At 69.6% G+C, this 22162-nt stretch carries 17 protein-coding genes; 7 read left to right on the top strand and 10 right to left on the bottom strand.

Features of this window, described 5'->3' with window-relative positions:
* Window position 1: 1 nt before the first annotated feature.
* Window positions 2–2971 carry a glycine--tRNA ligase gene (locus H504_RS0109185; RefSeq protein WP_035303809.1) on the bottom strand — a complete coding sequence of 990 codons (2970 nt, stop codon included), beginning with the start codon at window positions 2969–2971 and terminating at the stop codon, window positions 2–4.
* Window positions 2972–3350: 379 nt separating this feature from the next.
* Here H504_RS0109185 and H504_RS0109180 point away from each other — a divergent pair, with 379 nt between their 5' ends.
* Both H504_RS0109180 and H504_RS0109175 read left to right on the top strand, forming a co-directional pair.
* Window positions 3351–3905, top strand: coding sequence for an acyl-CoA thioesterase (locus H504_RS0109180; protein ID WP_035303787.1), 555 nt, complete (start codon window positions 3351–3353; stop codon window positions 3903–3905).
* Window positions 3902–4420, top strand: coding sequence for an ester cyclase (locus tag H504_RS0109175; RefSeq protein WP_026422547.1), 519 nt, complete (start codon window positions 3902–3904; stop codon window positions 4418–4420). Before H504_RS0109180 ends, H504_RS0109175 begins: the two co-directional genes overlap by 4 nt.
* A 211-nt stretch (window positions 4421–4631) precedes the next feature.
* Here the strand turns inward: H504_RS0109175 and H504_RS0109170 are convergent, their stop codons facing one another.
* Window positions 4632–4892 carry a hypothetical protein gene (locus H504_RS0109170; protein WP_026422546.1) on the bottom strand — a complete coding sequence of 87 codons (261 nt, stop codon included), beginning with the start codon at window positions 4890–4892 and terminating at the stop codon, window positions 4632–4634.
* 412 nt (window positions 4893–5304) lie between these two features.
* Here H504_RS0109170 and H504_RS0109165 point away from each other — a divergent pair, with 412 nt between their 5' ends.
* From H504_RS0109165 to H504_RS38535, 3 genes are all read left to right on the top strand, one after another.
* Complete coding sequence (locus tag H504_RS0109165; protein ID WP_051385651.1) at window positions 5305–6504, top strand: cytochrome P450; 1200 nt, start codon at window positions 5305–5307, stop codon at window positions 6502–6504.
* Between the two features lie 65 nt (window positions 6505–6569).
* Window positions 6570–7466: a hypothetical protein gene (locus H504_RS0109160; protein WP_026422544.1), complete on the top strand. Its 897-nt coding sequence runs from the start codon at window positions 6570–6572 to the stop codon at window positions 7464–7466.
* A gap of 13 nt (window positions 7467–7479) precedes the next feature.
* Complete coding sequence (locus H504_RS38535) at window positions 7480–9966, top strand: P-loop NTPase fold protein (protein WP_051385650.1); 2487 nt, start codon at window positions 7480–7482, stop codon at window positions 9964–9966.
* A 649-nt stretch (window positions 9967–10615) separates the two neighbouring features.
* Here the strand turns inward: H504_RS38535 and H504_RS0109150 are convergent.
* Window positions 10616–12295: a PstS family phosphate ABC transporter substrate-binding protein gene (locus tag H504_RS0109150; RefSeq protein WP_026422543.1), complete on the bottom strand. Its 1680-nt coding sequence runs from the start codon at window positions 12293–12295 to the stop codon at window positions 10616–10618.
* Between the two features lie 143 nt (window positions 12296–12438).
* Between H504_RS0109150 and H504_RS0109145 the strand changes: the two genes are divergently transcribed.
* Complete coding sequence (locus tag H504_RS0109145) at window positions 12439–13020, top strand: DinB family protein (protein WP_026422542.1); 582 nt, start codon at window positions 12439–12441, stop codon at window positions 13018–13020.
* Window positions 13021–13036: 16 nt separating this feature from the next.
* On the opposite strand, the gene H504_RS0109140 is transcribed toward H504_RS0109145, so the two are convergent.
* A complete protein-coding gene (locus H504_RS0109140) occupies window positions 13037–13597 on the bottom strand; it encodes a copper resistance CopC family protein (protein WP_026422541.1) in 561 nt (186 codons plus the stop codon).
* Between the two features lie 232 nt (window positions 13598–13829).
* A complete protein-coding gene (locus H504_RS0109135) occupies window positions 13830–15098 on the bottom strand; it encodes a cytochrome P450 (protein ID WP_026422540.1) in 1269 nt (422 codons plus the stop codon).
* Window positions 15099–15356: 258 nt separating this feature from the next.
* Here H504_RS0109135 and H504_RS0109130 point away from each other — a divergent pair, with 258 nt between their 5' ends.
* The gene (locus H504_RS0109130; protein WP_169735363.1) at window positions 15357–16691 is read left to right on the top strand and encodes a fibronectin type III domain-containing protein; all 1335 of its coding nucleotides are present in this window, start codon (window positions 15357–15359) and stop codon (window positions 16689–16691) included.
* Between the two features lie 59 nt (window positions 16692–16750).
* On the opposite strand, the gene H504_RS0109125 is transcribed toward H504_RS0109130, so the two are convergent.
* The 5 genes from H504_RS0109125 to H504_RS42955 all read right to left on the bottom strand — a co-directional run bounded on the left by H504_RS0109125 (window position 16751) and on the right by H504_RS42955 (window position 22152).
* On the bottom strand, window positions 16751–17860 hold the full coding sequence (locus tag H504_RS0109125; protein ID WP_026422538.1) for a DegT/DnrJ/EryC1/StrS family aminotransferase: 1110 nt from the start codon (window positions 17858–17860) through the stop codon (window positions 16751–16753).
* Window positions 17857–19335, bottom strand: a complete 1479-nt coding sequence (locus tag H504_RS0109120; RefSeq protein ID WP_035303785.1) for an NDP-hexose 2,3-dehydratase family protein — start codon at window positions 19333–19335, stop codon at window positions 17857–17859. Before H504_RS0109120 ends, H504_RS0109125 begins: the two co-directional genes overlap by 4 nt.
* A gap of 108 nt (window positions 19336–19443) precedes the next feature.
* Window positions 19444–20622 (bottom strand): macrolide family glycosyltransferase, encoded by a 1179-nt coding sequence (locus H504_RS0109115; protein WP_026422536.1) that lies wholly within the window; start codon window positions 20620–20622, stop codon window positions 19444–19446.
* Between the two features lies 1 nt (window position 20623).
* Entirely contained in the window at window positions 20624–21559 is a 936-nt protein-coding gene (locus H504_RS42960; RefSeq protein ID WP_026422535.1) for an NAD-dependent epimerase/dehydratase family protein, read from the bottom strand.
* Window positions 21556–22152, bottom strand: a complete 597-nt coding sequence (locus H504_RS42955) for a dTDP-4-dehydrorhamnose 3,5-epimerase family protein (protein WP_026422534.1) — start codon at window positions 22150–22152, stop codon at window positions 21556–21558. Before H504_RS42955 ends, H504_RS42960 begins: the two co-directional genes overlap by 4 nt.
* Window positions 22153–22162: the final 10 nt, after the last annotated feature.

The raw sequence follows: 22162 nt of genomic DNA, 5'->3' as shown, positions 1-22162 counted from the left end.
ATCAGGAGTCGAGCGAGGTGCCCAACGCCTGCCAGTCCAACACGGGGGCCGCCCAGTCGCGAATGGCGGCGAGCAGGCCGAGCCGGGCGGCACGAACGGTCGGATCGGGCGCCATCACCAGGATCGCGTCGAAGAACACGGCGACCGGCTCGGTGAGCACCGAAGCGGCCGTGGCGAATTCGGCGAGTCCCGCCCCGGTGGACCGCGCTTTGCCGAACGCGAGGTGGAGTTCGACTTCCGCCGGTTCGGTGAGCGCGGCCGGGTCGTAACCGGGTTCGGTGTCCGCGGGCACGATTCGGCGGACCCGCTGCAGCGCGGCCACCAGCGCCGCGAACGCCGGGTCGCCGACCCGGGCACCCAGTTCGGCCAGGGTCTCGTCGGCAGCCGCCGGGGCGTCGGCGAGTACGAGCACCGCGCCGACCTGCTCGTGCGGGCTGCCCGCGTCGAGCAGCACCTGCTCGTAGCGGCGCTTGACGAACTCGGCGACCTCGGCGAGTACGGCGTCGTCGACGTCGATCCCCTGCCCGCGCACCTCGTCCGCGGCCACCGACAGTCCACTTGGCACAGTGATGGCGCGCAGCCCGGGGAACGCGCGGAGGATGGCGACGACCCCGGCCCCCGCCCGGCGCAGACCGAACGGGTCGGAGCTGCCGGTCGGTTTGGCCCCGATCGCGAACAGACCGACCAGCAGGTCGAACCGGTCCGCCAGGGCGAGCACCGCGCCGGGCACCGACGACGGCACCGCGCCGCCGCCGGACCGGGGCAGTTCCATGTCGTAGAGGGCCTGGGCGACCGCGTCCGGCTCGCCAGCGCGGCGGGCGTACTCACGGGCCATGGTGCCCGCCAGGCTGGTCAGCTCGATCACCATCTGCGAGCCGAGGTCGAACTTCGCCAACCCGGCCGCCCGGCGCACGGTCGCGGTGTCCTCTTCGGACAAGCCAGCGGCCAGTCGGAGCGCGATGGCGGCGATCCGGTCGGCGCGCTGGGCCATCGAGCCGAGCCGTTCCTCGAAGGCGAGCTTGGCGATGCCCTCCTTCATCCGCGACGGCGGGGTGCGCAGGTCGGCACGCCAGAAGAAGCTGGCGTCCTCGTAGCGGGCGCGCAGCACCGCCTCGTTGCCCGCGCGCACGGTGTCGTGGTCGCAGGCCCCGTTGGCGACGGCGACGAAATGCGGCAGCAGGGCGCCGTCGGCGTCGCGGACCGGCAGGTAGCGCTGGTGCTTGCGCATGACGGTGGTGAGGATCTCGGCGGGCAGGTCGAGGTAGCGGGGGTCGAACGAACCGAGGATCGCGTTCGGTTCCTCGACGAGGTTGGTGATCTCGTCGACCAGCGCGGACTCGCCGTCGACGACTCCGCCGACGGTGGCGGCCAGCTCGGCCGCCGAGGACACGACCAGGGAGCGCCGCTCGACCGCGTCGGCCACGATGCCGTGCCCGGCGAGGAACTCCAGGTAGCCCGCCGCCGAAGGCACCTCGACCACCGGGGTCGACGCGGTGCGGTGCACCCGGGTGGTGCGGCCCGCGGTGAGCGCGGACGCCGCGACCGGCACCGGTTGCCCACCCAGCAACGCGAGCAGCCACCGCACTGGCCGGCTGAACGACAGCTTGGGGTCGCTCCACCTCATGTTCTTGTCCGCGCGCAGCTCGGCGACCACCTCACCGAGCACGCCGCTGAGCACCTCGACCGCGCCGCGCCCGAGGTCGGTGCGGGTGATGCCGACGTACTCGACACCGTCCACGTTGACGCGGCGCAGCTCGGCCGGGTCGACGCCCTGGCCGCGGGCGAACCCGGCGGCGGCCTTGGTCGGGTTCCCATCGGCGTCGAAGGCGGCGGTGGCGCGCGGGCCGCGAACAGTGCGCTCGGCGTCCGGCTCGACCGCCTCGACCCCCTCGACCATGGCGATGACCCGGCGGGGCGTGGCGTACGTGCGAACGGCGCCGTGCCCGAGTCGGGTCGCGGCGAGCTTGTCGGTCAACGCGCGCTCGACGGCGGCGGCCGTGCGGGTCACCTCGTGCGGGGGCAGTTCCTCGGTGCCGATCTCGAACAGCAGTGGGCGCGTGCCCTCGACCGCCGGGAACTCGGTCGGCTTCGGCGCGGGCTCCGCGACGGCCGCGCGGCCAAGCGGATACTCCAGTTCCGCGCGCCGCTCCGCCCACAGCGCGGCGACCTCGCGGGCCAGCCCGCGCATCCTGGCGAACGCCTTCGCGCGCTCGGTGGTGCTGACGGCGCCGCGCGCGTCGAGCACGTTGAAGGTGTGCGAGCACTTGAGGACGTGGCTGTGCGCCGGGACCGGCAGGCGCAGGTCGAGCAGCCTGCGCGCCTCGGCGGCGTAGTCCTCGAACAGCCTGCGCTGGGTGTCGACGTCGGCGTCGTCGAGGTAGAAGCGGCTCATCTCGTACTCGGCTTGGCCGAACGCCTCGCCGTAGGAGATGCCGGGCGCGTAGGCGATGTCCTTGAAGTGGCTGACCCCCTGCAGCGCCATCATGATCCGCTCGACGCCGTAGGTGATCTCCACCGACACCGGGTCCAGGGTCTGCCCGCCCGCCTGCTGGAAGTAGGTGAACTGGGTGATCTCCAGCCCGTCCAGCCACACCTCCCAGCCGAGGCCCCAGGCGCCGAGCGCGGGTGAGGCCCAGTTGTCCTCGACGAACCGGACGTCGTGCGCGTGCACGTCGATGCCGAGCGCGGCGAGGCTGCCCAGGTACTGCTCCTGCGGGTCACCCGGGTCGGGCTTGATGACGACCTGGAACTGGGTGTGCGTCTGCAGCCGGTTGGGGTTCTCGCCGTAGCGGGCGTCGTCCGGGCGGACGCTGGGCTCGACGTAGGCGACCCGCCACGGTTCGGGACCGAGCACCCGCAGCACGGTGGCCGGGTTGAGGGTGCCTGCGCCGACCTCGGTGTTGACCGGCTGCACCACCATCGCGCCGCGGTCGGTCCAGTAACGGGTCAGGGCCAGCAGCGCGTCCTGCATGGTGAGCACGTGGAAACCTCGCTCGCAAGGGGGAAGGGCGGGATCGGGGGCAGTCTAGAGCGGTGCCACCGGGCGCCGACCGGTCCGCGCCGCCGTGGGTGGGGGTCACCCAGAGGTTGGACCGGCGGCGGACCGGGAAAACTCGATCCGCGCGACCGTCATCACCGTTTCGAGTGAGCTTTATCCGACATTTTCGGCCCAGTTCGATCACGCACAGTCAACTTTGTCGCCCGACACAGGGAGATATCCGCCGATCATGAGAAATTGGCCAGGGTCACCCAAGTGATCGTTTAGACTGGCCCGCGTCTCCCCCCACGCAGGTCCCCGTCCCGGTTTCGCTTTTCGCCGTCACCGAGATCCCCTTGGAGAAACACTTCCGATGACCCCTGTCGACATCCCAACGCGGGCACAGCGGACCGACCAGCCGCCGCTGCCGACCGGGAAGACGATGGGCTCCTCGCGCTGCGAGCTGTCCCGCGTCGTCTGGCGGTCCAACGAGAACATGTTCGGCTCGGGCAAGGGCACCCTGGTGCTCGAACTGGTCGACGACGTCGCCTGGGCCAGCGCCGCCCGGCACTGCGACGGGCACGCCGTCACCGCGTCGGTCGAGGACATGACGTTCTTCGCACCGGTCTGGGCAGGCGACATCGTCAGCGCGTTCGCCCAGGTCGAGGGCACCGGCCGCACCTCGATGGAGGTCGGCGTGTACGTCAGCGCGCGCCGCTGCCACGGCGGCGACGAGCCGGTGCGGGTGGCCGAGGCGCACCTGGTGTTCGTGGCCGTCGACGCCGACGGCGCGCCGCGGCAGGTCCGCCCGGTGCACCCGGAGACCGACGCCGAGTACGCCCGCCACCGCGCCGTCGCCATCCGCCGCGAGCACCGCAGAGCACTCGCCGCCGCCCTCGCCGAGGTCGCCCTCCCCGCGCCGCGATGACCGAGTCAACCGGGATGTCCACCGGAACCGCGACCACGGGAACCCAGGTCGGAATCCGCACCGGAACCGATGTCGTCGCCATTCCGGGTCAGCGCGCCCCGGCGGGCGACCAGGTCGACATCGCCGTCGCGTTCATCCGGGAAACGCTGAACGAGGGCGATTTCGGCATTCTGGACGCCTTCGCCCACCCGGACATCCGAGATCTCTCCGACGTCCGGGTATTCGACGACGGAATCGCCGGGTTGCGCTTCTCCGTGGTGGCCGCGCGGCGCGCCATGCCGGACATCTACGCCCGCATCATCAGCGCCCGGCGCACCGGGGCCGACACGGTCGAGACCCGGCTGGAGCTGACCGGCACCTACCTGGGTGCGAACCTCGCGCCCAGTCCCCGCCACGGCCGCCGGGCCACCTGGCGCCAGCACCACCTGTGGTCCTTCCGCGGTGCGCGGGCCAGCGCGCACCTGGGCTGGATCGATCGCACCGCGCTGCGCGCCGCGCTCGGCGAGCCGTACTGACAATCGCCCCACCTATCTCCTTCGGTGTCCCGCTTCGGCGGGTTGGTCCCCCGGTCGGCGCCCACCGACCGGGGGACCTGCGGTTCGGGGGTTCGTGCCCCCGGCCGCGACGCGGCGCCCACCGCGTCCGGTCATCGTCCCTCTCGTCCGTCCCATACTCGGCCGGTCCGCGAGCCCCCACCAGGGTCGCCCGGCCCACCCGGCAGGGCCCTCAGCCCGCCAGCCGGTCGTGCGCCCCGTGGTGCGCGCCGCGGCGCGACCAGGCCAGCCGGGGCGGGTGCGGCCAGGCGGCCGCCCGCTCCGGCTGCTGCTCGGCCTCGACGGCCAAGGCGTACTCCTCGACCCGCACGTCGCGCTCGGCACCGGCGCGCTCCTCGGTCAGGATGCGGTCGACCAGGCTGGAGGCCTTGCGCAGCCGCCAGGTGAGCAGCGCCAGTGCGGTCAGTGCACCGATGATCCACAGCAGTGTCATGGCTATGTCGATTCTTCAGTGGTTCCAAGCCCACCGGGGAGACCACGCGCGAGGTCCTGGCGCTGGTTGGTCCACCCGGGGCACTGTTGCCCGTTCCATCGCATCGACCCATAACATCAGTTACACGTCGTGACTTATGACAACCGAGTCGCAACCAAGTTCACTCGTACGTCGTACACATTGAAGCGTCAAGTAACGATCTGCTGATCAACATCGACGTTACACAACCGGCCGCTACCGTGTGGCCTTGTACCGAACGCCACCACCGGGGTCACCGACCGTGGTCACGGCAAAAAACTGCGGAGTGTGACCGCCTCGGTCACTAGGGGTCCACCTAGGGGTTGACGGTCCCCGGGGCCGACAGCACGATCGGAGCCGTCTCCCCCGGTGGCTGTCAGGGACGGATCCCGCTATGACCGCACTGTTCGACCTGAACGACCCGGCGCTGGCCACCGACCGCTTCGGCTACTACCGGCGGCTCCGCGAGACCGACCCGGTGCACCGCTCGCCGTTCGGCTACTGGGTGCTCTCCCGCTACGACGACGTCGACGCCCTGCTGCGCGCACCCGGCGCGTCCAGCAACTTCCCCGCCGACCCCGGCTGGGCGATGATCCGCGGCGGCCCCACCTGCCCGGTCGTCAAGAGCACCGGCAAGTGGATGCTGATGCAGGACGGCCAGGCCCACCGGCGGATGCGCAGGCTCATCGCGCGCGTGTTCACCCCGCGCAACATCGACCGGATGCGGCCGCGCATCCAGCAGGTCGTCGACCGGCTCATCGACGACATGGGCGACGGCCCGGTAGACCTGATCCAGGGCCTGGCACTGCCGATGCCGATCCTGGTGGTCGGCGAATTGCTCGGCATCCCACCCGCGGATCGCGCGAAGTGCCGGGAGTGGACCGACAAGGTCGGCTACGTCATCGACCCCGGCGTCACCCCCGAGCGGCGGATCGCGATGAACAAGGCCGAGCCCGAGTTCCGCGCCTACCTGCTCGACCTGATGGACTCCCGGCGCGACGCGGACCCGGAGTACGACCTCATCTCGGTCCTCATGCAGCCCGACGCCGACGGCGAGCAACTCACCGACGAGGAAATCGTCGCCAACATCCTGCTCATCTTCAACGCGGGCCACGAGACCACCGTCAACCTCATCGCCAACGGCATGCTCGCCCTGCTCCAGCAGCCCGAGGCCCTGGCCGCCCTGCGCGCCGACCCCGGCCTGATGGGGACTGCGGTGGAGGAGCTGTCCCGGTTCGACCCGCCGGTCCAACTGGCCGCCCGGATCATGACCGAGGACACCACCATCGGCGACAAGGTCATCCCCGCGGGCGAGACGGTTATCGTGCTGTTCGACGCCGCGGGCCGCGACCCGGAGCGCTACCCGAACCCCGACCGGCTCGACTTGACCCGCGCGGAGCCCAAGTCGCTGGCGTTCAGCGCGGGCAACCACTACTGCCTCGGCGCGGTGCTGGGCAAGCTGGAAGCGGGCACCGCGTTCACCGAGCTGCTGCGCCGGTACTCGCGGATCGAACTGGCGAGCGACGACCTGAGCTGGCACTCGCACTTCAACCTGCGTGGCCTCACCGAACTCCCGCTGGTGCTGCACCGCTGATCTCCGGTTGAACCGCCGCCCCCGGTCGGCCGTGTTGGTGGCACAACCGACACGGGGAGACACCGATGAAGCGAGTTCTTTCTGCCGCTATCCTGTTCGCCGCAGGCATCGCAGGCGCCGCAAGCCTGTCGGCCTGCGGCAACGCCACCGGAGCGCCCGCCGCGCAGTCCACTGTGGCCAGTTCGGACAACGCGGAACCGGCGGCGTTCCTGCCCGGCACGGCCAAGTCGAACAACGCGCCCGCGGGCACCGGCGATTGGGCCACCGGCTCGGACGGCACGCCGAACACGGCCAAGGCGGAGACCGCGCGGAAGTGGGTGCAGCTCAAGGCGGACAAGGCGGGGGCGCTCGACCCGGTCGTGGTCAACGGCGCCGGGCTCACGCTCTACCGGTTCGACAAGGACACGGCCAACCCATCGAAGTCCACTTGCGACGGCGACTGCGCGAAGACGTGGCCGCCGGTGACGATCGCCAAGGGCGGCAAGGTTTTCGTGGCGGGCGTGGCGAAGTCCGCGGTCGGGTTCGTCCGCCGCACCGACGGCGACCTGCAGCTCACCATCGGCGGCTGGCCGGTGTACCGGTTCGCCAAGGACACCAAGCCCGGCGACACGTTCGGCCAGGGCGTGGGCGGTACCTGGTTCGGTGTGACCCCCGACGGCAAGAAGGCGGGCTCGACCCCGACCAGCCCGACGACCACCCCGGCGCCCGGCCCGAAGGCCACCAGCGTCGTCCTGTTCGACGACGCGCGGTTCAGCGACTCCGGCGCCGCCGAGGGCACCGCCGGTCAGGGCTGCAAGAACCTCGCCCGACCCAAGACCGCGTCCTCGCTGGCCGCGCAGGGTTCGCTGAAGCTGTGGTCGGAGAAGGACTGCAAGGGCAAGTCGCTGGTCGTCCCGGGCGACGTGCCCGACCTCGCCGCGCTGGGCTTCGACAACCTGGCCACGTCTGTGTTCTTCGGCTAGGTAATCTCGGCGTATGACGGCGCCGGAGCGGGAAATACGCCTCTACCTCGACAACGACCAGGGCGGCGCCGAGATCACGGCGCCGCTCTTGTCCGCGTTGGCGGACGCAGGCTATCTCGTTGTCACCCAACCGGATGAAGCTGACGAGGTTGTGCCGGTCGCGAACATCTCTGACGCGGTGATCGCGCTGGACAAGCGGCTGGGGCGGACCAGGGTCGCGCCGTTCCGAGAACAGCGGCTCATCGACACCGGGGCCACGGTCACCTCTGTGGCGATCAGCGCGGGCGACGCGCCGATGGTGATCGTTGGGGGCAACGACGGGGTCATCCGCACCTGGGACCTGAACGGGCCGGGAGCGCGAGAGCTGCGTGGGCACGCCGGGGCCGTGTGGTCGGTGGCGACGAGCGTGTTCACGCCAGGGCGGTTGTTCAGCGGAGGGCAGGACGGGACGGTTCGGGCTTGGCCGCTGTTCGGTGAGGGCGGCGGTTCCACGCTCTACCAGCACGACGACAGCGTCAACGCGGTCACCGTCGGCGTCGGCGGCGAGGTCGTCAGCGGCGGAGACGACCAACTGGTCCTGACGTGGCGCAACAACACCACGGAACGGTTGACCGGGAACACCACCTACGTCACGGGTGTGGCGCTGCTCAACACCGGCAGTGTCATCAGCACCTCGCGAGACGGGACAGTCCTGCGCTGGGACTCGGCAGGCGGGCATACCGAACTCCCGGACGACTCGGGCCCGGTGCAGCTCGCGTCCGACGGCGGGTTCTTCGTCACCGGGCGCAAAGTCGTGCGCCTGTGGTCCGGGTTCGAACCGACCGCGAGCCTGGACATCTCCAGCGACGTCACCGGCTTGGCGGTCGAGGTCATCGACGGCGTGATCGTGGTGGTCATCGGCGGGGCGGACGGGCTGGTTCGGGTGTGGCAGCCGGGGACCGGCGGGATGACCGTCCTGCACGGCCACACCGCTCCCGTGGCGGGGGTCGCGCTCGGCGCGGTCGACAACCGGCCGGTGATCGTCAGCGGCGACGAGGCGGGCACCGTGCGGGTGTGGTCCAGCCCGCTCGCCGATCAGGTCGACTGGGCGCCGGACGCGCCTGCGACGGAGGACTGGCTGCGCAGGCGCCCCTTGGCCGCCATGATCGCCCAGCACCTGCGCCGGGTCGACGAATCGTTCCTGGTCCACGTCGACGGCCCCTGGGGCTCCGGCAAGAGCACCGTCCTGGGCTTTCTCGGCGACGAACTGGCCGACGACTTCACCACCGTCCGGTTCGACGCCTGGCGGGAGGCCGGGGTCGGGCCTGCCTGGTGGGCCCTGCTGACCGCGCTGCGCACCGCCGTCCGCAGCCAGTACGGTTTCTTCGGGCGACTCAAGCTGCGGATGACCGAGTCCATCGCGCGCCTGTTCCGGGTCGGCGCACCAGTGGTGTTGGCCCTCACGGTGTTGCTGGGCATCGGAGTCGGCATCTGGCTGTTGTTCGCGACCAACCTGCAGAGCATCGGCAACGTCGTGCAGTCGGCGCTCGGGGCGATCGCGTCGGTCGGGACGGTGTGGGCGGGCGCGTTGGTGGCAAGCCGGTTCCTGCTTTGGGACTCAGCACGGGGTGCGCGGCTGTTCGAACAGTCGAACACGAATCCGATGTTGGAGGTGAACCGGCACTTCGCGTGGCTCAACCGAAAAGCCCGAAACCCGGTGGTGTTCTTGGTGGACGACCTGGACCGGTGCCAGGAGTCCGCTGTGGTCGAATTGCTGGATACCATCCAGACGCTGGTTCGCGATACTGGACCGCACTTCATCATCTGCGCTGACGGGGCTTGGATCCGCGCGAGCTACGAACACGCATTTGAGCGGTTCGCGAGTGCCGTGGCCGAGCCGGGGCGGCCGTTGGGATATCTGTTCCTGGACAAGTTCTTCCAACTCAGGGTGCCGATTCCGGCGATCGATGTGGTTCGACGGCAGGAATACCTGCGTCGGTTGCTGCGGACTGGGATCGCTGCTCCGAATCTCGCCGAGGAAAATCTGGTGCGGGCGGAAATCGAACGGAGCACGACGGAGGCGCAGGTGGTGGCGGCTCTGCAGTCGACGAGCCCGGAGGTGCGGAGTCGAGTTGCCGAAGTCGCCTTGCGGCGGATGATGACGCCGGAAGCGGTTGTCGCGACTGAGCACAGTTTGCAGAGGTACGCACCGTTGCTGCCTGCGAATCCGCGGGCGATGAAGAGGTTTCTGAACACGTACAGCGCGATGCGGGCGGTGCGGACGCTGGAGGGGAATCCGGTGCGGGTGGACGTGCTCGCGGTGTGGACGATCCTGGAGACGCGGTGGCCGGGCGTGGCTGATCATCTGCGGGAACGGCCGGAGGATGTGGAGATGGTGGGGAGTGCGGAGGTGAAAGGGGTGCCGGAGGGGCTTCGAGGGGTGTTCGGGGATCGGGAGTTGGTGGGGTTGGTGAAGGGGCGATTGGGGGTGGAGGAGATACGGTCTTGTTGTGGGATTTGAGGGTGGGTGGTGCGGTATAAGGTGTGTTCGGGGGCCTCTGGGGCTGGTTGATCATGGTTCTGGGCTGGTCGGCTGGCCGGTTTTGTCGGTGGTCGCGGCTAGGCTGTGTATTCGGGGGCTTTCGTCCGGGTTGATCATGGTGTGAGGAGTCTCTGGGCCTCGGCTGCGCCTCGAGATTCGGCCTGGTCGCCTGGCGGCGACGCCGGCCGCGGGCGCCAGATTAAAGCGGTGGTGCCCGTTGTGGTGAAGTTGTTTTGTTTGGGGCCCCTAGCGGCAGCCTGGGTAAGGCTAAAAGGCGGGGCCACTGGAAAGACGTGGCCTTACCCGCCAGCCGGCTTAGGCCACCGCTCCCCCAAACAAAACAACTCCACCACAACGGGCGGTTGGTGTCGGCGGGTCCCGAGGCGCGTGGGGTGGGCTGGCGGCCTTTGTCGATGTTGGGCGGCTTTTTTGAGGCGTGCGGTGTGGGGGTGGCGCTTCGTCGATTCGGGGTGGCTTTTTTGAGGCGTGCGGTGTGGGGGTGGCGCTTCGTCGATTCGGGGTGGTTTTTTTGGGGCGTGCGGTGCGGGTTGGTGGTGCCGCCTTGTGGTGGTGCTTTACTGGGGCACTGTTGTTACGTCGTATTCAACTCAAGCCGGGTTTTTGGGGGTTAGCGGCTGTTGCAGAGTTCTAGGGGGGTGCCTTCGGTGGTGGTGCAGGGGAGGTAGCCGGCGTCTTTGAGGTGGAGGCGGGCGGAGTCGTGGGTGTGGAGGTAGGTGATGAAGCTGGCGAGGAGGGTGTTGGGGGCGGGGTCGGACTTGGTGTAGAGGTATTCGACTGTCCAGAATGGATAAGAGGTTTCCGCACCCGCGGCGGAGTCGAAGACCTTGCCGTCGATGCTGAGGGCGTTGACGGCGTTCTTTTTCCTTGCCTCGGCGACGGAGGGGGCGTCGGCGTAGCCGATGGCGCCGGGGATGGTGCTGATTTTGGCCACCACCTCGGTGTTGGAGTCGCGTTCGCAGCGGATGGTGCGGGCGGTGGGGTTTCGGTCTCGGTCGAGGCAGTCATTGGACGAGAGACCGGATTCGCCGGTGCCGAGGACTCGTTGTTCGAAGAGTTGGCGGGTGCCGGACGACTGGCCGCGGCCGACGATGCGGATGGGCAGGGACGGGCCGGGGCGGACTTGGTTCCAGTCGGTGTAGGTGCCGTCGTAGACGTGTTTCAGGTCGGCGGTCGAGATCGTGTCGAGGCCGACGGACGAGTTGACGACGACGTGGTAGACGACGATGGCGAGTTGTTGGCTGGTGAGGCCCTCGCCGCCCTTCTGCTTGCCGTCGGCCATGGCGGCCATGTCGGCGGCGTCGGTCGACTCGGCGAGGGCGCGGACACCGTCGATGCTGCCGGTGGCCGACACGCTGATGTGGGCGTCCGAACACGCCGCCGTGTAGTCGTCGGCGATCAGGTTCATGGTGGGGGTGAAGACACTCGAACCCTGGATGGTGAGCGAACCGGACGAGCAGTGCACCGACGGGTCGCTCGGCGGTGAGGCGAACACCAGGCTCAGCACGAGGAACGTGGTCAGCACCAACGCCAGCGCGCCGGTCAACCGGGGGAGCGTCAGCCTGCGTTGCCGCTTCTCGTCCTTGATGATGCCGTTGTCCGACAGCTTGCCGGTGGCGTTGATCTCCTTGCTGGTCTCCCCGCCCGGGTGGTCCGCGGGCTCCTCCAGCACCACGACCAGCTTGATCTTCTGCTTGCGCTTGAGCGCCAACGACTCCAGCCGGACGCCGTGCCAGCGCGGCTCCGCCTCCGGTTCCCGGGTGGTCGGGGCCTGGCCGCCGAGCCAGCGGACCATGCGCTGGGACATCTTCGCCCGCACCGTCAGCAGGCTGTCCCGGTCACCGTTGTCGGCGACCACGGTGGGGCCGTCGTCGTGGCGGAAGAACGCCAGACCCGCGCGCAGCTTCTCGCGGGCCTCGTCCGAACCGGCCTCGGAGAACCGGGCGTTCCACACGACCCGCTGGCCGAAGGTGAAGGTGAGCGGCTTCTCGAAGTCGTCGGCGTCGATGTCGTAGCCACCGGTGTTGCGGATCCGGATGACGACGATGCTGAGCCGGTCGAGCAGCCGCGCCAGCGAGGCCAACTGGGACGACCCGGCGCCCTCGTCGAGCAGCTTCTCCGGGCCGAGGCCGATCTTGGAGTTGTAGTGCACCCGGTAGCTGACCCGCTTGCGGCGGATCAGGAACCGGTCGACCACCGGGGTGGCGACCAGGCCGACGATGGCCAGCACCAGGTTGCCGGGGCCGAGGAAGTCCAAGATCGCGCGTAGCGCCTCCCGCACGGCGGTCACCGAAGGCTCCCCTCCCAGGTCGACACCGGAGGATAGCCTAGGCAGCGGCGCCAAGGCCGGACACCGGGACCACCATCCGTTCACCCCGGGTTCAGCGGTCGGTTACCGAGCGGAGTGTCGGTGGGCGGTGCGATGCTGGCGCCATGAGCTCAGATCAGAAAGCCGACCTGCTCGCGTACCTGCAGATGGGTCGGGACACCCTGCTGTGGAAGCTGGACGGGCTGTCCGAGTACGACGCACGGCGCCCGCTGACCCCGACCGGCACGAACCTGCTCGGACTGGTCAAACACTCCGCGCACTGCGAGATCGGCTATTTCGGCGACACGTTCGGCCGCCCGTACCCGGTGCAGGCGCTGGATTATGACGCCGACCCCAACGCCGACATGTACGCGACCGCCGACGAGTCCCGTACGGACATCATCGACCTCTACCGCGCCGTCTGGGCGCACTCGAACGAGACGGTCAACACGCACGCGCTGGACGCGGTGGGCCGGGTGCCGTTCTGGCCCGCCGAACGGGCGGACGCCACCCTGCACCAACTGCTGATCCACATGGCCACCGAGACACACCGGCACGCGGGCCACGCCGACATCCTCCGGGAACTGCTCGACGGCGCGGTCGGGTTACGGCAGAGCCGCTCCAACATGGCGTCGGACGACCCGGCCTTCTGGGTGGACTACCGGGACAAGCTGGCGAAGCTGGCCAAGGAGGCGGATCAGGGCTGACCCGCCTCCCCGGTCGTCACTTCGCGCCGCGGCGCATCCGGGCCAGCAGCAGGACCACGATGATCACGACCACGGCCAGGCCGACCACGAACCAGACCCAGCTCGGCACGCCCTTGCTGTCCTCGCTCGCGGGCGCCGCCACGGGTGCCTGGGTGGGGGCGGTGGTCGACGGGGCCGCCTCCGTCGTCGTGGTGGTCGGCGCGGCACCGGCCACGGCCATGGTGAAGTTGATCCCGCCGCTCACGTGGTCGCCGTCGTCCGCGGTGACCCGGTACTCCAGCAGGTACTCGCCCACCGGGCCGACCGGGGTGACCGGCACGGTGACCACACCACCGGCGACGGTGGGGTTGCCGATCGTCCAGCGCGCGCCGCCGGGGCCGGTCACGGCGAACCCGTCGGCGTCGGCGAGCACCGTGTCGCTGAAGGTCAGCGTGATGTTCTTGGGCAACTGGGTGACCGAGGCGCCCTTGGCGGGGTCGGTCGACTCGAGCTCGGCGTGGGCCAGCGCGGGGAGCGCGGTGCCCAGCACGAGGGCGCCCGCCACGAGCAGGGTGGCGGCGAGGCGGCGGAGGGACATGGGGGGACCTTCCTTACTCCGGGAGCGGACCGGGACGCGGGCGCCTCGCGCGTCGGGGCCGCGCCCCGACGGGACGGCGCGAACGGTGCCGTGCATCCCAGCGGGCGGAGCGTAACGGAGGTGACACCGGGCCGGTGGGCGTGGTCTGCGGACCGGGCGGGTGTGACCACCGTTTCCGTCGTCGGCGACTCCGCGCGGTTTCCGTATTCCCCGATGTGGTGAACCGGTGGGCTCAGCCGGTCAGGACCGGGATTTCCTCGACGCCGTAAACAATTGAGGTCTTGCGGAACTTGAGTGTCGACTCCGGGGTGGCCAACCGCAGGTCCGGGAATCGGCGGACCAGCGCCGGGTAGGCGGCGCGCAGTTCCATCTTGGCGAGTTCGGCGCCGATGCAGCGGTGCGCGCCGTGGCCGAAGGCGAGGTGCTGGGTGGGGGCGCGGCGCGGGTCGAACGTGGCGACGCCGGGAGCCAGCGCCTCGTCCCGGTTGGCTCCGCTCAGTGAGCAGACGACCACGTCGCCCGCTCCGATCTTGGCGCCCGCGATCTCCAGTTCGTGGCGGGCGAACCGGGGAAAGGCGACCTGGACCACGGTCAGGTGGCGCAGCAACTCCTCGACGAACGGGCCGATGGCGGTGTCGTCGTCGCGGACCATGGCGCTGGTCGCCCGGTCGCGCAGCAGGATGAGCGCGCCCAGCGCGAGCATGCTGGCGGTGGTCTCGAAGCCGCCGGTGAGGATGCCGTCGGCCAGGCCCGCGAGTTCCTGGTCGTCGACCTCGTCGCCGTGCTCGCGGATGATCATGCCGAGCAGCCCGTCGCCCGGTTCGGCGCGCTGGGCCTTGACCACGCCCTCCAGGTAGGTCAGCGACTCGGAGATCGCGCCGAGCGAGGCCCCGGCCCCGCCGAACAGGTCGAACCGGGCGACCGCGAGCCGCTGGAAGGCCTCCCGGTCGGTGTACGGGACGCCGAGCAGCTCGCAGATGGTCAGCGACGGGATGGGCAGCGCGAAGTGCTCCACCAGGTCGACCGGGCCGGTCGCGGCGGCCATCCGGTCCAGGCAGTCGGTGACGATCTCGTCGATGCGCGGGCCGAGCCGGGCCAGCCTGCGCATGGTGAACTCGGGGGTGAGCAGCTTGCGCAGCCGGGTGTGGTCCGGCGGGTCGGCGAAACCGAGCCCGCCGGGGTTGCGCTCCTGGCTGCCGATCAGCTCGCCGAGCTGGGTGTAGTCGTTGCTGAACGAGGTGGTGTCGGCCAGCACCTGCTTGGCGGCGGCGTAGCCGGTCACCAGCCACACGTTCACCCCGAACGGGATGGGCAGCTTGCTGATCGGCGCTTCCTCGCGCATCCGGTCCAGCTCGGCGACCGGTTCCAGGCCGTCGCGGCGCAGCGGGATCAGCGCGGCCTCGGGCAGCAGCGACAGCGCTCTGGTGCCGACCTTGCGCAGCACGAGACGGGCCAACGCGGTACGCGCCAGCCAGCCACCGACCGTCCTCATGAGACCCATGGCGACCTCCCCCGGGACTTGCCGAGGCCGACCCTACCCGGGCAGGGCCGCCGCTCTCAGCGGCCTCTCAGCACAGCGGGTGCGACATGACCCAGCTCACATCCGCGTTCGGCCGCGGCGGACTCGAGTCCGAATTGGCGTATCGGTCGTGATTGTCGAGCACCGGAAATGTCGGCCTGCATTCGGAGCAACCTGATTGCCGGGTTTGTAGAATAACTCCTAAAATTCGCGAACTCCCCCGAGCGAATGGACACCCCAATGCGCAGACGGAGAATCTTGGCAACCGGACTGGCCGTGACGGCGGCGGTGGCGTTCACCGCCGTCCCGGCGGCGGCCCAGGCCATGTCGGTCAGCGCGACCGGCCAGTGCGCCTCCCCCACCGTCGGCTCCGTGCGACTGGACGTGACCGCCGACATCGAGAACCCGGCCTACTTCGGCCCGCGCCCCGAGGCCCGGCGGATCACCGGCACGGCCACCGTCCCCTGGACCGGGCTCGCCGGTCTCGGCGCCACGGCGGTCGAGGGCACGGCGACGGTCAAGCTGGCGGTCAGCGGCACCGTGACCTCGACGTCGACCGTCACCCTGCGGTTCCCGAAGACCCCGGTCACGCCCGGACAGGACGTGGTGGTGAACGTCTCCGGCTACACGGGCACGACCTACTCGCCCAACAACGCGACCGGCTACAGCTATGTGGACGTGACCGGCGTCGACCTCGCGCTGCGACCGTGGCGAGCGGACGGTACGCCGGTGCGCCCGGTGTCCGGGATCAGCACCTCGTGTCCGCTGCCGACTCCCGCCCGGTGGATGGCGATCCGGACCGACAGCATCATCGGCGAACCGTTCCCGGCTCCCAACGGCACGCGGGTCACCGCCGTGACCACCGACAGCGTCACCATGGTCTGGAACGCGACCTACGGCCTGATGGGACCGCCGTCCGGGTACGAGATCCTGGTCGACGACGACTCCGCGTTCCGCGTCCTCAACGGCAACAACACGTTGACCGGCAGCGTCACCGGACTCCGGCCGGACACGGACTACTGGTTCCGCGTGAAGGGCGTGTCCCTGGGTGGTGAGCGGCGCAGCGACCCAATCCTCGTGCACACGGCACCCACGCACTCCGCCTACTACTACGACGTCGCCGGCTCCGCGCGGGTCAAGGGCGCGGCGGTAGCGCTTACCGGGCAGCAGATCACCGACATCGAGCTGGCCACGGCGACCCACACGTCGAACCTGACGTTCGCGCCCACTGACATCCGGCTGGGCAACTCAGGTACCGCGCGCGCCGAGTTCACCCCGGTCGGTCCGGCGACCGGGTCACTTAACGGCGGTGTTTTCACGGTCAAGTCGCGACAGAAGGTAGTGCTACCGCGCGTAACCCTTCGCGGCCGTACGTACACGACACCCGAATGTTCAACTGAACTGGTGCTAACCCTGACCTCTGGCCCTAACTACAACCCGGTCTGGGGCGGCAAGCTGACCGCCGCGTTCGCCATCCCGCCGTTCAGTGGTTGTGGCCCGGTGACCGATCAGGTCAACGCGGCCGTGGCGGGGTCGGGGAACACCGCGCAGGTCCAGCTAGCCCCCTGGACCTGATTCGAAGTCCCCGGTGGGGCCACCGCGCCACGAGCCCCACCGGGGGCGTTCCCCGGCGACTAGACCGTCCGCAGGACCTCGCGGACGGCGCTGATGACCTTGTCCTGCAGGTCCTCGGACAACGACGAGTACATCGGCAACGAGAAGATCTCGTCGGCGAGACGTTCGGTGACCGGTAGCGACCCGGTCCCGTAGCCCAGGTGCGCGAAACCGCTCATCGTGTGCACCGGCCACCGGTAGCTCACGTTCAGTGAGATGTCGTAGGCCTGCAACGCCTCCAGGATCGCGTCCCGGCGCGGGTGGCGCACCACGTAGACGTAGTACACGTGGTCGTTGCCCGGTTCGACAGACGGCAGCACCAGGTCGGTGTCGCCCAGGGCTTCGGCGTAGCGGGCGGCGACCCGGCGGCGGGCGTCCAAGTAGCCGTCCAGGCGGCGCAGCTTGCGGCGCAAGATCTCGGCGTGGACCTCGTCCAGGCGGGAGTTGTGGCCGGGGGTCTGCACCACGTAGTACTGCTTGTCCATGCCGTAGTAGCGGAGCCTGCGCAGGTCCGCGTCCATGTCAGCGTCATCGGTGATGACAGCGCCGCCGTCGCCGTAGGCGCCAAGAACCTTGGTGGGGTAGAACGAGAACGCGGCAGCCTTGCCGGTTGTACCCGCGATCTTCCCGTGCTGTCGGGCCCCGTGGGCCTGCGCACAGTCCTCCAAGATGGACAGACCGTGCTTGGCGGCGATCTTAGTCAACGGGGCGAGGTCGACACACTGGCCGTAGAGGTGCACCGGCAACAGGCAGGTCGTGCGCGGGGTGATCGCGGCCTCAACCTGGGCGACGTCCATCAGGTAGTTGCGCTCGTGCACATCGACGAACACGGGTGTCGCGCCGACCTGGTCGATGGCGATCACCGTGGGGGCGGCCGTGTTGGACACCGTGACGACCTCGTCACCCGGCTTGACGCCGAGCGCGCGCAGGGCCAGGACCAGCGCGTTCGTGCCGTTGTCCACCCCGACCGAGTGGCCGACGCCGTGGTATCCGGCGAACTCCTCCTCGAACCCGCGCACACTCGGCCCGAAGACCAACTGCCCGGAGCGGAACACCGTGTCGACCGCGTCCAGGATATCTTCGCGCTCGTTCTCGTACTCGGACAGGTAGTCCCAGACGCGAGTGGTCATCGTGTTCCCTCCGGGGTGACCAGGCTGTGCAGGCAGGCGAGCACGCTGCGCGCCTGGACGTTGAGGTAGTGGCTGTGCCGCAGCAGGGTCGCCAGTTGGTGCGGGGCGAGCCACCGGTAGTCACCGTTCGACCGGGCCTCGGTGTCGGCGGTCTCGGTGGTGTCGGTCTCGATGACGACGTACCGGGTGCGGGCGTGCAGGAACCGGCCGCCCTCCTCGGAGTGCACGGCGTCGAACCGGATCCGCTCGGCGGGCGCGGCCAGCACCTCGTCCAGGAACGGCGGCCTGGCCTCGGCGGGCAGGTGCTCGTAGGTCTCGGGCGTGCACTGGACGGTCGGGGCGAGCTCGACCACGTCGAAGTAACCGGGCTCGACCTTGGCGTGCATGAGGACGTGCGGGACGCCGTCGATCCGGCGCACCAGGAACGCGACCAGGCCAAGGCCGCGCGGCTCCAGCATCGGCTGCTGCCAACGGCCCACCTCGCGGCCGACCGCCTCGACACCCACCCCGACCACGTCGAAGAACATGTGCGAGTCGTGGGTGATGCGGCCGTCGTCCCAGTACCAGTTCGCGACCTCGTTGAGCGGGATCTCGTTCACCCGCACGTCGTGCCGGGTCCGGGCCTCGGTGATCCAACTCAGCACCTCGGCCATGGACTGCGCGGTGGGCGCCCCGGGGTCGAGGCCGTGCACGAGATCGGCGCGGAAGTCCCCCGCGGTGTTGTTGAGTCCCACGGTGTCGTTGAGTCCCGCGCTGTCGAATCCCGAACTGGAGAAGGGGAAGCAGCACAGCACGGTGCGGGTGTCCATGTTGATCAGGTCGTCGAGCCGCAGCAGGGCGTGCACCTGGGCCAGGGTCAGCCAGCAGAAGCCGTCGAGCACCTCGACCGGCTCGTCGACCAGGACGACCATGTTCCGGTTGCGCTTGCGGTGGAACCACGCGCCCTGCTCGGACTGCCGCACGTCGGCCAGCACGGTGTGCCGGTCGGCGGCGCGGAAGTAGTCCAGGTACGGGACCGCCTTGCCGCCGTGCACGCTCGTGTAGTTGCTGCGGGTCGCCTGCACGGTCGGGGAAAGCTGCACGCCGTTGACGTTGCCGGGCTCCACTTTGGCCTGCATCAACAGGTGCGGGACGCCGTTGAACTCGCGCACCAGGATGCCCAGGATGCCGATCTCCGGCTGGCTGATGATCGGTTGGCTCCACCGTGGGATCGGCGCGCCCGCCACTTCAACGTCGAGTCCCCGCACGGTGAAGAACTTGCCGCTGTGGTGGCCGATGTCGCCGGTCTCCGGGTGCACGGACCAGCCGTGCAGTCGGTCCAGCGGCACGGGTTCGACCAGGGTGCGAAACCGGTCCTGGCAGTCGGCCAGCCACTCGGTGAACGCGGTGTCCCCGGTGATCGGGTCGGTGCTGAGCGCGGACTCGACAACCCTCGCGGCGATGTCGACCTGCCTGGCCTCGGACAGTTCGGTCACGGTCGTGTCCCAACGCCTGCGGTTCGGTCGCCCCGAGCCTAAGAACGGCCGTCTTCGCCGGACAACCCCTTGCACCCCCTACCGCGTTGTCTGTCCACAACAGACTTTCTATCGAGCGTGGGCCTCCAGGGCATCCGCGCCCGCGACACCTCCCCCGGACTCTTCGATGTCCGTGCGCATCCGGGCCACCCGTTGGCGGGTCATCCGGTCGCGGTGAACGTCCAGCACGGCGGCACGCAAGCGTGACGGTGCGGGCAGCTCGTCGCGGATCACCCGCCCCAGGCCCAGCTCGGCCACCCGGCGCGCGTTGACCCAGTCCTCGGGCGAGGACGGGACCACGACCAGCGGGACACCGCGCGACAACGCCCCCATCATACTTCCCAGACCGGCGTGCGACAGGAACACGGACGTGTGCGCGAGCACGTCGAGGTTGGGTAACCACCCGTGGACTTCCACATTGGACGGAATCGGGCCCAGCTCGGCGCGGTCGACACCCTCGTGCACCGCCAGCACCACGTGCCAGGGCTGGTCGTGGAACGCGTCGACGCACGCCCGGAAGAAGCCGGGACGCCGATTCACGCAGGTGCCCAGGGACACGAACAACAGCGGGTTGCCGTTGTCCGGCGGGACCCACTCGGTCGGGTCGGCGGCCAGGCCGGGGCCGACGAAGACGAACCTGTTGTCGAAGGTGTCGCCCGCGAACTGGAACGAGCGCGGGAAGTAGACCAGGTTCAGGTCCTCCGTGCGACCGATGAAGTCCTCAAGGTCGGTATCGGCCTGGCCGCGCTCGTCGAGCAGTGTCGTCAACCTGCGGAAGAAGGACCGCAACTCCGGGTGGCTCAGCTCGGCGCGGCCCATCTTCTCGACCATCTTCTCCAGCAGCGAGAAATGCCCGTTGGAGGCGAACACCGGCAGGCACTGGGCGACGGGCACGTCCCACTGGCGGCCGAGGACACGCGCCGCGTGGTACACGGTGAGGTCGTAGCAGATGACGTCCGGCACGCCCTCGTAGCCGTTGTCCACGGCGCGGAGGATCTCCTCGCTCTCGGTCAGGTAGATGCCGGTGAGCGCGGCGGTCTCGTCGGCGGTGTTGTACGTGGACAGGTCTATGCCCGGCAGGCGCGACTCGTACGGCAGGACCTTCGCGCCGGTCGCGGCAACCTTCGCCACGGGGCCTGCCGCCGTCACGTAGGTGACCTCGTGGCCCCGGCGGATCAGCTCCTCGACGACGCTGAGCGACGGGATGACGTGACCGAAGCCGGAGTTGTTCAGGTGCAGGACGCGCATGTCAACTCCCGGCGACGGCGGCCACGGTCCGGCGGATGCCCTCTTCCAGACCCACCCGCGTCGTCCACCCCGTCACGGCGTGGAACGCGGAGGCGTCGACCTCAACGCTCTTGAGGTCCGTGGGCTCCATGTGTCCAGGTGGTTCTACCGACACGACCGGCACAGGCGGGTTACCTGTGACGGCAGCGACCTCGGCCGCCACCAGCTCGAACACCTTTCGCAGCGGTACACCCACCCCGCTCCCGAGCACGTAGTGCCTACCGGCAAGGGCATCCGCGTGATCGAGGGCCGCCGTGAACGCCGAGGTGACATCGTCGGCGAACACCAAGTCACGGCGAACAGTGCCGTCGTGCCACATGGTCAGCGGCTCACCCGCGAACGCCTTGCGAGCCATGAGCGACACCACGCCACGGTCGCCCTTTTCGCCATAGATGGTCGGTAGCCGCAACGACACCGCGCGCACGACGCCATCACGGGTGGCGTCCTTGAACAGGTTCTCGGTGGCGAGCTTCTGACGGGTGTACGCGCTGTGCGGGTTGTCCGGCTCAGTCCCGTCGATCCGCTCCCGCTCGGCCAAACCCACCTGGGTCTCGGTCCCGGAGAACAACACGACAGGCGGCGTCGAACGGGTCCTTAGTGCATCCACGACGTCCGCAGCGAGGCCAACGTTGACCCGCTCGGCCATCTTGTCGCCATCGGCCACGCGCCACCCACCATCGGTGTAGGCGACCAAGTGCACCACGGCATCGGCATCGGCGATGTGCTCGGCGACCCCGTCCCGCAGGTCCGCCGCCCGGACCTCGACCTCGGCCACCGCGGCTACCGGGATCGGGGGGGTTCGACGGGCCACCAGCCGCAGTTGGACCCGCCGGGCGGCCAACGCCCGGGAGATGCCGGTGCCGATGAACCCGGACGCGCCGAGGACGACAACCCTCACCGGTACAACTCCCGCTCGATCTCCTGGCACAGCCCGTACTCCGGCAGCATCCCGGCCGCGCGCGCCTCCGCCAGCGTCGGTGCCACCAGGTCCCGGTCGGAGATGATCGGGTTCTCCGGGAGGGACAGGCCCAACGCCGGATCGGTGAGCGACAGCGCCAACTCGTGTTCGGGGACGTAGCCGCTGGACACCAGGTAGGACATCACGGTGTCGTCCGCCAAGGCGATGAACGCGTGCCCGCAACCGACCGGGAAGTACATGGTGCGGAAGTCGTCCTGGTCGAGCAACACCGAGTCCCACTGGCCGAAGGTCGGCGACCCGACCCGGATGTCGACGATGATGTCGATCGCCTTGCCGCGCGCGCAGTACACGTACTTCGCCGAGCCCGGCCGCACCACCGTGTAGTGCACGCCACGCGCGACGTCCTTGCGGGACCGGCTGTGGTTGGTTTGCGCCACCGGGAACAACTTGTGCCCCGTGGCTTGGACGAACGTCGGCTCTTGGTAGGGCGACAGGAACAACCCGCGGTCGTCGGGGAACACCTTGGGGGTGAACTCGACCGCGCCGTCGACCTTGAGTTTGCGGAACTGCACTGGCCCGTCC

Source organism: Actinokineospora inagensis DSM 44258 (assembly GCF_000482865.1).
Classification (GTDB): Bacteria; Actinomycetota; Actinomycetes; order Mycobacteriales; family Pseudonocardiaceae; genus Actinokineospora; species Actinokineospora inagensis.
The sequence above is the reverse complement of the archived record's forward strand: the minus strand, read 5'-3'. Positions and strand labels throughout refer to the sequence as shown.